Source organism: Corallincola platygyrae (genome assembly GCF_039544265.1).
Classification (GTDB): domain Bacteria; phylum Pseudomonadota; class Gammaproteobacteria; order Enterobacterales; family Neiellaceae; genus Corallincola; species Corallincola platygyrae.
Genome location: NZ_BAABLI010000017.1, coordinates 278,211 through 293,127 on the forward strand (window position 1 = coordinate 278,211; position 14,917 = coordinate 293,127).

At 49.8% G+C, this 14,917-nt stretch carries 13 protein-coding genes; 3 read left to right on the forward strand and 10 right to left on the reverse strand.

All coding sequences use genetic code 11. The features are described from left to right. Positions 1-19: 19 nt before the first annotated feature. From ABEA14_RS15895 to glyQ, 4 genes are all read right to left on the reverse strand, one after another. Complete coding sequence (locus ABEA14_RS15895) at positions 20-2,215, reverse strand: alpha-amylase (protein ID WP_345341268.1); 2,196 nt, start codon at positions 2,213-2,215, stop codon at positions 20-22. Positions 2,216-2,304: 89 nt separating this feature from the next. Next, positions 2,305-2,742: an early set domain-containing protein gene (locus ABEA14_RS15900; RefSeq protein ID WP_345341270.1), complete on the reverse strand. Its 438-nt coding sequence runs from the start codon at positions 2,740-2,742 to the stop codon at positions 2,305-2,307. 254 nt (positions 2,743-2,996) lie between these two features. Next, complete coding sequence (gene glyS, locus ABEA14_RS15905; RefSeq protein ID WP_345341272.1) at positions 2,997-5,069, reverse strand: glycine--tRNA ligase subunit beta; 2,073 nt, start codon at positions 5,067-5,069, stop codon at positions 2,997-2,999. Then, the gene (gene glyQ, locus ABEA14_RS15910) at positions 5,066-5,977 is read right to left on the reverse strand and encodes a glycine--tRNA ligase subunit alpha (RefSeq protein ID WP_345341274.1); all 912 of its coding nucleotides are present in this window, start codon (positions 5,975-5,977) and stop codon (positions 5,066-5,068) included. Before glyQ ends, glyS begins: the two co-directional genes overlap by 4 nt. A 123-nt stretch (positions 5,978-6,100) precedes the next feature. On the opposite strand from glyQ, the gene ABEA14_RS15915 reads away from it, so the two are divergent. Together ABEA14_RS15915 and ABEA14_RS15920 are read left to right on the forward strand one after the other, a co-directional pair. Then, a complete protein-coding gene (locus ABEA14_RS15915) occupies positions 6,101-6,685 on the forward strand; it encodes a DNA-3-methyladenine glycosylase I (protein WP_345341276.1) in 585 nt (194 codons plus the stop codon). Positions 6,686-6,754: 69 nt separating this feature from the next. Beyond that, a complete protein-coding gene (locus ABEA14_RS15920; protein ID WP_345341278.1) occupies positions 6,755-7,375 on the forward strand; it encodes a hypothetical protein in 621 nt (206 codons plus the stop codon). A 69-nt stretch (positions 7,376-7,444) separates the two neighbouring features. On the opposite strand, the gene ABEA14_RS15925 is transcribed toward ABEA14_RS15920, so the two are convergent. Then, complete coding sequence (locus tag ABEA14_RS15925; protein ID WP_345341280.1) at positions 7,445-10,636, reverse strand: amidohydrolase family protein; 3,192 nt, start codon at positions 10,634-10,636, stop codon at positions 7,445-7,447. A 177-nt stretch (positions 10,637-10,813) separates the two neighbouring features. On the opposite strand from ABEA14_RS15925, the gene ABEA14_RS15930 reads away from it, so the two are divergent. Next, positions 10,814-11,353: a hypothetical protein gene (locus ABEA14_RS15930; RefSeq protein WP_345341283.1), complete on the forward strand. Its 540-nt coding sequence runs from the start codon at positions 10,814-10,816 to the stop codon at positions 11,351-11,353. Here ABEA14_RS15930 and tusA read toward each other — a convergent pair. The 5 genes from tusA to fadA form a co-directional block, all read right to left on the reverse strand. Further along, positions 11,350-11,595, reverse strand: coding sequence for a sulfurtransferase TusA (tusA, locus tag ABEA14_RS15935; RefSeq protein WP_345341285.1), 246 nt, complete (start codon positions 11,593-11,595; stop codon positions 11,350-11,352). The two genes, ABEA14_RS15930 and tusA, sit on opposite strands and share 4 nt — an antisense overlap. Before the next feature lie 43 nt (positions 11,596-11,638). After that, positions 11,639-12,577 carry a sensor domain-containing diguanylate cyclase gene (locus ABEA14_RS15940; RefSeq protein WP_345341287.1) on the reverse strand — a complete coding sequence of 313 codons (939 nt, stop codon included), beginning with the start codon at positions 12,575-12,577 and terminating at the stop codon, positions 11,639-11,641. Between the two features lie 10 nt (positions 12,578-12,587). Further along, positions 12,588-13,202, reverse strand: a complete 615-nt coding sequence (locus ABEA14_RS15945) for a chemotaxis protein (RefSeq protein WP_345341289.1) — start codon at positions 13,200-13,202, stop codon at positions 12,588-12,590. After that, positions 13,199-13,564: a response regulator gene (locus ABEA14_RS15950; RefSeq protein ID WP_345341291.1), complete on the reverse strand. Its 366-nt coding sequence runs from the start codon at positions 13,562-13,564 to the stop codon at positions 13,199-13,201. Before ABEA14_RS15950 ends, ABEA14_RS15945 begins: the two co-directional genes overlap by 4 nt. 177 nt (positions 13,565-13,741) lie before the next feature. Next, on the reverse strand, positions 13,742-14,905 hold the full coding sequence (gene fadA, locus ABEA14_RS15955) for an acetyl-CoA C-acyltransferase FadA (protein WP_345341293.1): 1,164 nt from the start codon (positions 14,903-14,905) through the stop codon (positions 13,742-13,744). Between the last annotated feature and the right edge of the window lie 12 nt (positions 14,906-14,917).

Below are 14,917 nucleotides of genomic sequence, written 5' to 3' on the forward strand. Positions count from 1 at the left end.
TAGTCTAACGTTCAGGGTGTTACATCGGCTTACCACCAAACACTACCATAACTTTATCTTCGCCAAGTGTACGGCTAAATGCGTAAGGAGACTCGCTGAGTTTCTGGTGCTGACCTGCTGCAATAGCATTGTGCTTACGACGGAACTGCGCCAGCTTTTGCCAATGCTTATGTAAGTCGGCACGTTCGGCATCACCGCCTTCAGCAATGTCAGCCCAGTTCATATCTGAACGTGTACCCTGATGTTTGTCAGAACCTGTAGGACCAAATGGACGCGCTGATTCGTCACCATAGAAGATTTGAACGCCGCCTGGTAGTAACAAGAACGGCGCAGCCACTTGCTTATAGTCCGCTACGTTATCTTTGGCGTTACGGTTATAGAACAACTTAGTATCGTGGCTAGACAGATAGGTGAGTACGTTAAAGCTGTCATCACTGTTAATCTTAGCCGCGTAGTTGTTGTAAACCTCTTCAGACTTACTGAAGCACTCCATACCCTGTAACGCACCATCGTTCTGGTAGCGGAAGTTAATGATCGAATCGAATCCGCCTTCAGTGAAGTAGTTGGATTTGTTGACGCCATGTCCCCAAACCTCACCTGTCATCCAGAACGGCTTATCGTCGATTGCCTTGTCTGGGTTCGCTGCTTTCCACTCGGCCAATGCCTTTGTTGCCTCAACTTTTAGTTCGGCCCAGGCTTCCATCTCAACGTGTTTGGCGGTATCAACACGGAAGCCATCGACGCCGTACTCGCGCACCCAATCCGTCAGCCAGGTAATCAGGTACTGACGCACCGTGGATCCTTCAATCGGTTTTGCCTTGGTGTCGGGTTTGTTCGCCAGAATAGGGGGGAGATCAACTGCCTGTGTTGACTCAGTGATGAAGTCTGGCAGGTAGGCCAGCATCATAGTTCTGTCGTTGCGCCCGGGCTTCTTATGTCCGGCGATATCTGTACGAATCCAATCACGTCCCCACCAGTTCTCGGTCCAGATAGGGTTGCCGTAATCTACCAGGTTGTTAAAGCTGTGATAGGTTTCGCCGGGGCCTGGCTCCCAGTCGTTCCAGCTCTCGACACCAATAATTTCTTGCAGTGGCTGTTCAAATTCCTGGAAAGCACCAAACTTGAACTCCTGCATGTCACCGAGCGTTGCATAACCGGTGTGGTTCATCACTATGTCCATTACAACACGGATACCACGCTTGTGTGCTTCGTCTACAAAGGTGCGGAACTCTTCCTCGGTACCCATGTTGGCATCAACCTTGGTGTAGTCGAGAACATAGTAGCCATGATAGGCGTAGTGTTTGAAGTCACCACGAATACCACCTCCGACCCAGCCATGGATCTGCTCGTATGGGGCTGATAGCCAGATTGCGTTAACACCTAATTCATCCAGATAGTCCAGTTTGGCTGTGAGGCCTTTTAAGTCGCCACCATGGAAGGTGCCGATCTCGTCTTTGCCATCTTTTTGGCGGCCATAGCTGTTATCGTTGCTGGGATCGCCGTTTTCAAAGCGGTCAGTAAGAACAAAGTAAACGGTAGCGTTATCCCAACTAAATTCGTCAGAAACCTCTTTTTCTGCTGGTTCCAGCAGAAGTAAGCCCTCACTTTCTTGGGCTGGTGTCAGCGTCACATTTCCACCAATAACGGTTGCTGTGGCACCCGAGTAGAAATCACGCACCAGGCTGCCCTCAGCGAATGTATCACCCACTGCAACAGTAACGTCACCTCCATCCCAAGCTTCGCACTGTTGTGGCGCTGAGGCGGTCTGAGCGGCCGCTTTTTCCTCTGGAGGAACAACCAACGAAATTTGAATTGACTCGGCAGCTGGATCTAACAGAATTTCATATTTACCTGAGCGGAAAACTTTAAGCTGGAAATTTTGCTTAGAGTTGCAGCTATTTAGCTTTGTACTTTGATTGAGTTTTAAACGCGTGCTGTCAATCGCAGCAAAGTTGGTACCGCAGGTGAAACCACTGTCTGCGATTCGAAATTGAAACTGGCCTTTGCCCAAAGTCATTTCAGCCCGGTAAACACCGTCACCAATATGCTTCAACTTCTGGTCCATTTGCCAACCGGCGCCGCCAGGGTAGTAGAGATAAATTGGCGTATTGAGTGGGCCGGGCGAGTGTTCGGCAACATCGTTACTGCCGCAGCCTGAAAGGCTTGCCAGCATAACGGCGCCAGCAACTAAGTTGAGAGTGTGCTTACCGTGCATAAGAAAATCCTAAACCGCTTACATATATGACGCTGATACAAAAACGCCAGCCTATTGGCTGGCGTTATCTCGAGGTATGTTACCCGATTTTACTGCTTTTCGATGTAAACTTCTGGTACTTCACCAGAAACATCGATGAAGAAGTCATATACTGCAGTTTCAGGTGGAGTGAACTTGAAGTTCTCGAAAGCTGAAGAGCAGTTAGATTTAACACGCTTACCAACTTCAACAACTTCGTCTTCTTTACCTTTGAAGCCACAGTTGCTGCCTGCGCTCCAACCTGCGTCAGCAAATTTGAAGTCGTAAGGCTGGCCGTCGGCTACCAATTCAGCTGAAGCAAAGTATACGTCTGGCTTGTCAGCTTTTTTCAGTTGGAATTCTGGCTCTGCATCCCACCAAGTGAATACACCACGCAGGTACATGAATTCGCTCAGGTCACGTTTGCCGCTGCCGCTTGAACCGCCGCCTGAACAACCTGTTGCCAGAGCAGCAGCTGCCAGAGTTACGAGTAATAGTTTCTTAAACATAGCCATTCCCTATATTTTTCTTTTGGATATATCCGATTGTGTCTAGACGTCCTTGCTAGGTTCCTGATGGGGTCAGAAATCCAGTTGATTAAGGAGCTGGATTTTTATAACAAAATCGTCGGCTTGGAAAGTTGATGAACTGCAAATTTTTTCAGTTGGATAGGCTGGAAGCCCCATGAAATAAGGCAAAAAGGCGATTAACCTCTCAGTTAACCGCCTTTTGTTTAAATTACAACCAGCTGGAAATTATTCAACTATGACTGCAAAAGACCTATATCTGCGATCTCGAGGAACATCTGACGTAATTGAAGTAACAGTGCCAAGCGGTTGTTTCGAACCGCAAGATCATCTGCCATTACCATTACGCCATCGAAGAAGGCATCAACTTCAGGCTGCAAAGCGGCCAACTGTTCCAGCGCTGCAGTGTAATTATTGTCTGCAAACATTGGTGCTAATGCTTCCTGCTGATGAGCTACAGCATTGGCCAGCGCCTTTTCCTGCTCTTCTGCCAACAAGGAAAGGTTGATAGAGCTACTGACTTCGGTTTCCTGCTTGGCAAGGATGTTACCCACGCGCTTGTTAGCCGCAGCCAGAGCTGCTGCTTGAGGAAGTTTGCGGAAGGATTCCACTGCTTTAACTCGGGCGTCAAAGTCGGCTGGTTTGCTTGGTTTACGCGCCAGAACCGCTTGGATTACATCTACCGGGTAGCCCTGATCCTGGTACCAGGAGCGGAAACGGCCTTGTACAAACTCAAACACATCAGAAACAACACTGTCGTTGGTCAGTTTGTCGCCAAACTGTGCTTTAGCTATTTCTGCCAGTTCAACAAGATCAAGAGGTAGCTGCTTCTCAACGATAATACGTAACAGACCCAGTGCAGCGCGACGAAGCGCAAATGGGTCTTTGTCGCCCTTTGGTGTTTGACCAATACCAAAGATACCAACCAGCGTGTCCAGCTTGTCAGCGATAGCCACGACGGCACCAATATCACCTTGTGGCAATGCATCACCGGCAAATCGTGGCATGTACTGCTCGTTCAGGGCTGTGGCAACGGCATCGTTTTCGCCATCGTAGCGTGCATAGTACATGCCCATGACGCCCTGAACATCAGGGAACTCCATCACCATCTCTGTCATCAGATCCGTCTTGGATAACAGACCTGCACGGGTAGCCAGTGAACTGTCTGCGCCAATCTTTTGTGCGATAGCACCAGACAGCGAAGCGATGCGCTCGGACTTCTCTTTAAGTGTACCCAACTGCTTTTGGAAGAGAACGTTGTCTAGGCTTGCTATGCGGTCAGCCAGTGTTGTTTTTCTGTCTGTATTAAAGAAAAACTCTGCGTCCGCCAGGCGCGGGCGTACAACCTTTTCATTACCTTCAACAACTGCTTCAGGCTGCTTGCTGGCAATGTTGCTAACAAAGACAAAGCGGTTCATCAGCTCGCCATCTTTGCTTAGCACTGGGAAGTACTTTTGGTTGTCCTTCATGGTGTAGATAAGAGCTTCCGCTGGGACTTCCAGGAACTTCTCTTCAAACCCACCAACCAGAGTGACAGGCCACTCGACCAATCCGGTTACTTCGTCAAGAAGGTCTTCATCAATTGCTGCTACGCCACCTTCCTGTGCTGCAACTGCTTCAACCTGCTCTTTGATCATCTCGCGACGACGAGCAAAGTCGGCGATAACAAAGCCTTGCTCTTCGAGCACCTGCTCATAGCTATCAGCATGATCCAACGTGACAGCAGCTTCACCGTGAAAACGGTGACCCTGAACAACACGATTAGATTGAATATCCAGGATCGTGGCATCAATCAGCTCACCACCGTACAGCAGAGTGATGGTGTGTACAGGACGAATAAAGGTCGCATCTGAACAGCCCCAACGCATGGGTTTTGGAATCGGTAGTTTGGCCAGGGCTTCCGTCGTGATCCCTGGCAGCAGGGCATCAACTTTTTGGCCTTTTACTTCAGCTCTATGTAACAGCCAGGCACCCTTGTCCGTTTCAAGGCGTTCAGCCTGTTCAACAGTGATCCCATTCCCGCGAGCCCAACCTTCGGCTGCTTTGGTTGGATTACCATCGGCGTCAAACGCTGCTTTTACTGAAGGACCACGTTTCTCTACAACTTTGTCTTGCTGTGCATCACTCAGTGCTGTGACACGAACGGCCAATCGACGGGGGGAGGCCATCCAACTGACGTTCTCAAATGCCAGTTCTGCTTTTTCCAAGCCTTCCTGCACGTTATCTGCAAATGCAATCGCGAGTTTCTTAAGTGATTTTGGCGGCAGTTCTTCGGTGCCAATTTCAATCAGCAGGTTTTGTGTGCTCATTTGGCCTCCTGTGCTTTACACATGGGGAAGCCGAGGGCTTCGCGGGCGTTGTAATAGGTTTCTGCGCAAGCTTTCGCCAGCGTGCGAACACGCAAAATATAGCGTTGGCGTTCGGTTACTGAGATCGCATGGCGTGCATCCAACATGTTGAATGCGTGGGAAGCTTTAACCACTTTCTCGTAGGCTGGCAATGGTAGACCAGCTTCGATCAGCTCAGCGCTCTCTTTCTCGCACTGGTCGAACAGAGCAAACAAAGCGGGTACGTCGGCGTGTTCAAAGTTGTAGGTAGATTGCTCAACTTCATTCTGGTGGAACACGTCGCCATAGGTTACTTTACCCATAGGGCCATCAGCCCATACCAGGTCATACACAGAATCGACATCCTGGATATACATCGCCAGTCGCTCGATACCCAAAGTGATCTCACCAGTGACGGGCTTACACTCCAAACCGCCAACCTGCTGGAAGTATGTAAACTGAGTAACCTCCATGCCATTCAGCCACACTTCCCAACCTAGGCCCCAGGCGCCAAGGGTCGGCGATTCCCAGTTATCTTCCACAAAGCGGATGTCGTGCACCTGTGTATCGATGCCGAGCATGTTCAGCATCTCCAGGTACAGCTCCTGAATGTTTGGTGGCGATGGCTTAAGTACCACCTGAAATTGGTAGTAGTGCTGCAAACGGTTAGGGTTTTCGCCGTAGCGACCATCGGTAGGGCGACGGCTTGGCTGCACGTAGGCAGCGTTGTTTGGCTCTGGCCCCAATGAGCGTAGAAAGGTCATTGGATGAAAGGTGCCGGCACCCACTTCCATATCGAGTGGTTGCACAATGACGCAGCCTTGGCGTGCCCAGAAATCCTGCAGCGCTAGGATTAGACCCTGGAAAGTCTTTACATCGAACTTTTGCATGATGGTCCTGCAGCGATATCGCTGACGGTCGATTGACAGAAAATCCGCCAAGTATACCGTTTGCAAGCGACAGAATGTAGGCTAATTTGACGCCTAAACGCCGTAGCTAAAGGATGTTTCGTGATGTGTGACAACAAAACTCGCTGTCCCTGGCCAGGAACCGATCCCTTGTATGTGAATTACCACGATAAGGTTTGGGGGCGGCCCGTTTATGATGACCGGGAATTATTCGAAAAACTCTGCTTGGATGGTCAACAAGCAGGACTGGCGTGGATAACGATATTGCGCAAGTTAGAGGGTTATCGTCGCGCTTATGACAACTTTAATCCAGAGCTTATCGCGCTGTATGACGATGAAAAAATTGAGGCGCTGATGCAGGATAAGGGCATTGTTCGGAACCGTCTCAAAGTGCAATCGATCATCAAAAATGCCAGAGCCTTTCTTAACTATCAGCAAGAGCAGGGAAGCTTTAGTGAATTTCTCTGGTCATTTGTCGGTGGTTCACAGAAAGTTAATCAGTGGCATTCAATGGAGCAGGTCCCCGCAACCAGCCCAGAGTCAGATGCGATGTCCAGGGCGTTAAAGCAAATAGGCTTCAATTTTGTTGGCAGCACCATATGTTATGCCTTTATGCAGGCGGTAGGTATGGTTAATGACCATCTGGTTGATTGTCACTGCTATCAGGTTTGCATGGAGAAAACCAAATAACCCCGTATTTATTATGGTTAATAATTTTAGTCTATACTTATTTATGGGTAGATAGATAAGGATAGCGCCATGATTCAGTTAAAGTGGCTTGTTGCAGGATTTGCAACTCTATTTGCTTCCTCTGCTTTAGCAGCGATTATCGGTGTGAGTGATGGAGGACGCTTGATTGATGCGCCTGCTGTCATCGATGATGACTCTATTATGTGTACCGCGTTTTCACCTGAACAATCATGCGAAATGCTGGGATTTGATGAAAAGCAGGGCGTTTCGCTTGCTGCTCCGCTTGAAGTTGATGGCGGTGAGATCCTGGGTGGGGACGTCAACAGCCACATGATATTTCTTAACACCGAAGGGCGATTGTTTGCCAGCCTCAGTGTAGATTGGTGGTTCGATGGCAAGATCATCGGCGTGATGTCAGATAGAAACGGTAAGTTGGAAGCAGCATCCAGTGAGCTGCTGGGTGCTGGCGGAACCAGTTATCCTGCATCCTTCTGGCTACGCGGCCTTGAGCGCAACGACAGTTATTCTGTTGCCGGTAATTTGTTCACTCTAAACTCTCGAGTAAAAGAGCCGGGTGATTGGGTGCGGGTTGTTACACGCGCTATGATCCCAACGCCACCATCATGGTTACTTGGATTGGGAATTTTGATTGTTGCTTTTGCTGGCCGAGTGAGGAGAACTAGCTGTTAGCAATACCCCGAAAGAAGAAAGCCCCTTTATGGGGCTTTCTTTTACTGTCAAACTTTGCGTCTACCTTTACTAAGGCGACTCAGTCTCGAAATAGAAGGCTTGGCGAGATTTTGCTGGGCCATTAACTTCGGTCATTTTCGTGGCATCGAATAATCGGCCACCCACCATGGTGTAAACCACTTTCTCAGATTGGCGGATGTCTTTCAGTGGGTCTCCATCAATGACCATTAAGTCAGCAAGTTTTCCTACTTTCAACGAACCCAGTTCGTCGTCCAATCCCAAGGTCTTGGCCGCATTTATGGTGCCTGTTGCGAGCGCCTGCATTGCGGTCATCCCTCCCTGGTGGAACATCCAGATCTCCCAGTGAGCAGCCAAACCTTCTCGCTGACCATGAGCCCCCATGTTGGCAATCACGCCCTGGTCCATTAGTTCTTTCGCTACACGCGCAACATTAAAGTGGTTGTAGTGGTGCAGGGGGGCGATGGGGCGGCGCATTGCGCGAGGCTGGAGAATGTCGCCGGGTACATACTTAATCAGTTTTTCATGCAGCCAGATCTCTTCATGTGCATACCAGTAGTTCTCTCCGGCAATACCGCCAAATGCAACGCCCATGGTGGGTGTGTACGCCGTTTTGACCTGGGACCACAGCTGTTTTATGTCGTCATAGACCTTTGCCGTTGGGATGGAATGCTCAATGGTGGTGTGTCCATCCACCAGCATGGTCAGGTTATGCTGGAGTAGAGATCCGCCTTCCGGCACTACCAGCATGTTCATTTCCCGGGCGGCTTGAATGATCTTCTGGCGTTGGTCTCGCCGGGGTTGGTTGTAGCTCTTCACACTGAATGCACCCGCACGTTTCAAACGTTCCACGTGGAACCGTGCATCTTCCAATGTTTCGATTTTCGCTGTCAGCCCAGGATATTCAGCACCATAAAGAATTGCGCCGGTAGAGAATATTCGGGGGGCTACGATATAACCGGCTCTTTGAAGTTCGCTGGCCGCGAATATCTCAGTAGTATCATTCGATGGGTCGTGCAGTGTGGTCACGCCAAAGGTGAGGGCGGCGTAGTTTTTCCAGTTTTGCTGCGGAATAATCTCGTCGCTACCTTGGGCGCCATGTGCGTGGGCATCAATCAATCCAGGCATCAGTGTTTTACCTGTGATATCGATAATGATGGCGTCGGCTGGGATCTGTACCTTGCCTTTCTCGCCCAAGGCGATGATGCGCTTACCATCAACCACCAGGGTGCCGTTCTTTATCACCTTGCCCTTTTCCATGGTGATAATGTTACCGCCGACAAAAGCGATCTTGTTTCTCGGCTGGTAACTGCGCTGCATGAAGCCTATGTACTGGCCATTTTGAGATAGCGACAACAGATCCAACTCGTCTGATGGGCTGTTAAGCGCAAACATGTTTTTCGCAGATTGACTGAACAGTTCTGGGCCCAGCGTCCAGTAAATCACCTCACTGTCGGCGGTCCAACTGATGCTCTCTCCCGCTTTTTTAGATAGTTGGGTGACAGGTACATTGGTACCTTCAGGGGAGAGTGCTATCGCTTCGCCCCGTTCAATAAAGGGGGTGACATAGATGCGAAAACCTTCGGCAAAAGCGAGTTGTTTGCCGTTGGGGCTGAGCTTGTATTCTGTCGCACGTTTGTTGGTGTAGTGAACCTTGTAGTTGTAACCATTCAGATCGACACTGATAAGCTGTGGTGACTCAGCAATCTCGGTCAAATAAACACGGTCACTGCTGGCGCCAAACTGTGGTGAAAATCCTTTTTCTGTGACCAACTCAGGAACAGCGTTTTGTTTGTTATCCAGCTCTATCTTGTAGATCCCAGGGCGCTGCGACCAGCTATGGGAAAGTAGACTGTTGCCAACCACCTTTCGATAGACAGCTGTCTTACCATCGGCAGAAAACGTCGGTTCAATGTATTTACCCGGTTCATTGGTCAGTACCGTTTCATTTTTTGATTCGACATCCACCACCCGCACACTGCCTTGGCGTTGGTCATGCCAGGTGGTGTAGATCAGCTTTTTGCCATCTCTTGACCATTGCGGGTAAAGCTCAAAGTGGCTTTCCTGTTTGGTCAGGCGCTGAGGTTTGCCGTAAGGCAGCTCTTTCAGCCAAAGCTTACCCAATGCTTCGAATACCAGGTTGTAACCAGAAGGCGATACCTGAGTAAAGCGCACCATTTTGACTTCAAAGTTGCCTGGCGATACACGTTGTTTGTAGCTCAGCGCCCGTTGAACCTGCTTCTCTGTCTGCACATGAAAGTCGACTTCGCGGCTATCACCAGACGACAAACTCAGCTCATGGATTTTACCCTTGGCCCAAAAATAGATGCGATCACCTTTAGGGTGCCAGGCCAGCGTGGGATACACGCCGTGTATTGCCCAGGTTTCCTGCATATCTCGGTCAAGCTGATCGTAAATAACCTTACTGCTGCCCGAGCGTATATCGTGCAACATCAATACGGACTGGAAATCCTGGCGGGTGATATAGGCGAGATAATTACCATCGGGGCTGGGCGTTGGGCGGATGGCGCCGCCGGGTCGCTTGATAACAACCTTTATCTCGCCAGTTTCACGATCATAACGCTTGATGGTGTAGATGCCTTTAATTGAATCCTTGGAGTAGTGGAAGGTCTTACCCGGTGTCGCGTCCTGGCTGAAATAGATATAGCGACCGTCAGGCGAAAACGCCGGTTCGCCCAGATCTTTTTCATCATTGGGACGGCTGGTGAGTTTCAGGCCGCTGCCACCGCGCAGGTGGTATTGCCAAACCTCGCCAGCACCGAGTGAACGACTTGCAGTAAAGTGTTTACGCACCACCAGAGTTTCACCATCCGGACTCCATGCCGGACTGTTAACCAGTCTGAAAGTTTCTTTACTTACCTGGTGTAGTTTGCCGGTCTGCCACTCCATCAACCATAAGTTGTCACCGCCATCGCGGTCCGAAGTAAATGCCAATAATTTACCGTCGGGGCTGAATCTCGGCTGCATATCCCAGGCAATCCCTTGGGTTAAGGGGATTGCATCGCCCCCTTCAATCGGCAACTTGTATAGGTCACCTAACAGGTCGAAGACCAGCCAACGCCCATCAGGGCTGATGTCCAGGTTCATCCAGGTGCCTTCGCTGACATCAATTAATGCCTGATCAAATACACCCGTTGGGTTGTTGACATCCCATGATTCTTCCTGGGCCACCAATGACAGAGAAAACAGCGTTAAGCTGATAAAACTAAGCAACTTTTTCATGATTTTAGAGCAGAGGATTCACCGCTAACAGAACTCCGCATACCTTGCCCTGACTGGGCTGACGACGCAAGTTTATCGCCCGCAAAATTGGACAAATATACATCACCTACTACATTAGAAAGATAAGATATATGTAATCACAACCCGCTTAGGATCGAGTGGGAGTAGGTTAGGGATATGCTAAAGCAATGGTTAGTATTGTTTACCTTGTTGTGGTTGGTTTCGCCGCCAGTAGTCAGTAAGGTTTATCGTTGTTCCGGTGCTTATGGTGATGAGTATCGCGATGTGCCGTGCAATGAGAATCAAGAAAAGCGACAGTCGGCAGAGTACAAAGTCGGTTCCGGGGTTATTTCCCGCCTTTCTTTAAGAACTCTATCAGGGGTTTGGTGTAATTACGCCAAGTCCAATTCTATTAGTGGTACCCGTGACTACAGCGATCCCGATCGTTGGGAGTTGGGGATGGATGGCCAGCTAGAGATTCAGGATTTAGATCAGTTCTCTGATAACGCATCCAGCCGCTTCCGTTTACATGGCCGCAGTATCCATGTATCGGAAAGAGCGCTGGGCCGAATGGCGGTTGCCGACTTCACCGGCGACGAGATGGTGTTGTTAGGAGATACTACCTATCTGTTCATGCGCCGAGGTGGTTGTCCTGAGTACGCGGTTGACCAAGATGTGGCATCAGCGTCACCCTTGTCAGGTGAGCCGCTGAATTAGCCTTTTCTTACCAGGTATTGATAGGGCTTCTGTTCGGTTTGTGCGGCGACCAGCTGGTGGTCCATAAATTCGCAAAAGCTTGGAATATCGCGAGTGGTGGATGGATCGTCTGCGGTTACCAGAAGCGCTTGGCCACTTTCCATCTCTCGAATCGATTTTCTTACCATCATTACGGGCTCTGGGCATCGCAAGCCGATGGCATCTAACTCTTTATCGAAGGTTGTAAATAAGGATGGGTTCATGATGACTCCTGTGTTCAGGGCTCATCATAGTTAGCGAGTAAAATTATTCAACTTCGAACTTAACTGAGCGGTTACGGCCGCCTTCTTTCGCCTTGTAAAGTGCGGAATCAGCTTGAGCGATCATCTTCTCATGGTTCTTCTGAGAGAGATCGAATTGAGTGACTCCCAGACTGATTGTGACCGGGAGGACTTGCTCTTCAAACGTAAATTCTTTGTCAGCAATTCTTGTTCTAATACGTTCTGCTACCACCATTGCTTGGTCCAAGCTGGTATCGGGAAGCACGATGCCAAACTCTTCACCACCATAACGCCCTGCTAGATCAGTTGTACGCAGGGCATCAGTCAGTTGTTTGGCTGTTTCAACTAATACGTGATCACCTGCCTGGTGGCCATATACGTCATTGATTGATTTGAACTTATCTAAATCAAACATGATCAGGCTGAGGTGGCCGCCATGGCGAACAACTCGAGAAAACTCGATCGAAAGCCGTTCTTCCCAATAGCGACGGTTGGAGATTTGAGTCAGGCCATCGGTGCGACTCGATTTCTCCAACTTGCTCATCGTGGTGTTGAGTTCACCCTGATAGAAGCAAACGTCGGTTGCGTCTTCAATGATGATACAAACCTGGGTAACCGTGCCCATCTCATCTTTCAGCGGCAAAAAGCTACAGTTCTGAGCCATATGCTGGCTTGCCGTCGTGATAGGGCGGCTGTGAGGCATTTCAAAAAGGTGGTGTCTTTGTTCCCATGAGCTGAAGGTGGGTGTTCCCAGCAGGAAAACGCCCTGAAGCTTTCTACGTAATGAGGGTTTTGGCAGTTCTGGAAAGACATCAAACAGGCTCTTTCCTACCACATCGTCATTGCCACGACCGCTGTGTATCTGGAGAAAGCGGTTCCAGTAATCGATTTCCATATCGGAGTTGATCACTAGAACACCAGCGTTGATTTGGTCGAGGATGATGCCGTGTAACTGCTCTGTCATTCGTCAATAATCAAAAATCTTCGAGGATCTCGTCGAGAACCTGCTTCAATACTTCAACTGCAGTTCCAGGGAACAGCAGCAACATGTCACAGTTAAACGAGTGATCCGTCACCAGATAGCTGATATTTACTTTCAGTGCGTACTCCCAGTTGAAGGTTTTCTCCTCCAACATCTTAGCGATGCCATGCTCTTGCAGCATCATCACGCGCGGGGCACTGTAACTGAGCGCTGTTTCCAGCTGCTCTGCCAAACCTTCAAGAAAGGTGGTGGTCAGCAGTGAACTGATATCGGTCAGTTGCTCGGTGTGGGTGGCTTCATCTTCGGTATAACCAAGCAGATCAGCAATTTCATCTGCATTGATTTTACTGTAGATAAGCAATGCCTCACCGCGGAGACCTTCTGCACCAGAGAAGCCCTGGCTAACCAGAGAAACCGCGTCTTGCTCATATTTAACGGCAAGCATGTCGGTGACTTCTTTGGTTGAAACCAGCTCAATATTCGGCACTTCTAAGTGAACAAACGTCTCCAGAAAGCGTGCTAGCTTATCGCTGGCTTGCCCCATGGCCACATTGATCACTTCTTGAAGACAATCCCTCTGGTCTTCAGTAATTGTTTGGCTACTCATAAAAGTCCGAACTTATTAAGAATCTCAGTCAGCTTAACTCGGTTGACTGGCTTATGGATAAAGTCGAGTGCTCCTAAATCCATCACACGCTTTTTCATCTCGGGCTGAATGTCTGCAGAGATAACGATGACGAACACTTCGAGCTTCTCATTTTTTATCGTTTCAAGAACACCGATGCCGTCAAGTTCTGGCATGGTCAAGTCGAGAAAAAGTAATGCTACGTGCTGTTGCCTAAGAATCTCCACCGCTTCCAAGCCATGCTTGGCAAAGGTAACTTCGACATCCCAACCTTCTGGCAAACTTTTTTTGACCTGCTTGCGCGCCAACGCTGAATCATCACAGATCAATATGGGTAGCGACATTCCTCACCCTTAAAATGGTTATTTAACTCACTAAGATATAGACAAGGTTTTATAGCATAGGGGTTGGCGACTGCCTACCCCCGAGGATTTGGCTTTGTGAAGCGAGTCGACCCCAGACTAAAAAGGGTCGACTCCAGACAGGTTTTAGCAATCCATTAGCACCGTTTTAATATCAAGCTATACGCGCTCAAATACGGTAGCTATGCCCTGACCAAGGCCAATACACATGGTTGCCAGACCAAGTGTGGCATCCTTCTCTTCCATCAGGTTAAGTAAGGTGGTTGAGATCCGTGTACCGGAGCAGCCTAATGGGTGTCCCAGTGCGATGGCGCCACCATTAAGGTTGACCTTCTCATCTACCTGCTCAAGCAGGCCCAGACCCTTAGCACACGGCAGCGACTGCGCGGCAAAGGCTTCGTTCAGCTCTACCAGGTCGATGTCTGCCATGCTAAGACCACTGCGTTTGAGGGCTTTTTGGGTAGCGGGTACCGGTCCGTAACCCATGATGGATGGATCGCAACCCGCCACTGCCATTGCTCGGATCTTGGCACGGATCGGTAATCCCAGCGCTTTGGCGCGTTCTTCAGACATCACCAGCATGGCCGAGGCGCCATCAGATAGTGCTGAAGAGGTGCCCGCGGTGACTGTACCGTTAGCCGGATCGAATACCGGACGTAGCGCGGCCAGCGATTCTACAGTGGTCTCAGGACGGATCACTTCGTCATGAACCACCTGGATCAGGGTGCCATCGGCATCGTGACCTTCTGTCGGCAGGATCTCCTTAGCAAAACGTCCTTCAATGGTGGCAGCATGTGCACGCTGATGTGATCGGGCACCAAAGGCATCCTGCTGCTCGCGGGTAATGCCGTGCAGGCGACCCAACATCTCAGCGGTCAGTCCCATCATGCCAGCAGCCTTGGCCACCGAGCGGCTTAGCCCAGGGTGGAAGTCGACGCCGTGGGACATAGGCACGTGCCCCATATGCTCAACACCGCCGACAATAAACACGTCACCCATGTCAGTCATTATCGACTTGGCAGCATCGTGCAGCGCCTGCATTGAGGAGCCACACAAGCGGTTAACCGTAACTGCACCAGCTGAGCGGGGCAGCCCGGCTAATAGCGCGGCGTTACGTGCCACGTTGAAGCCCTGTTCCAGTGTTTGCTGAACACAGCCCCAGATCACGTCTTCAATCTCGTTAGGGTCGAGGTTAGGGTTACGGTTAAGCAACCCTGTCATTAGGTGTGCAGAGAGATCTTCTGCACGAACGTTACGGAACACACCCCCTTTAGAGCGGCCCATAGGTGTTCTGATGCAATCGACAATTACTGCGTTTTTCATTGTTCTATCCTC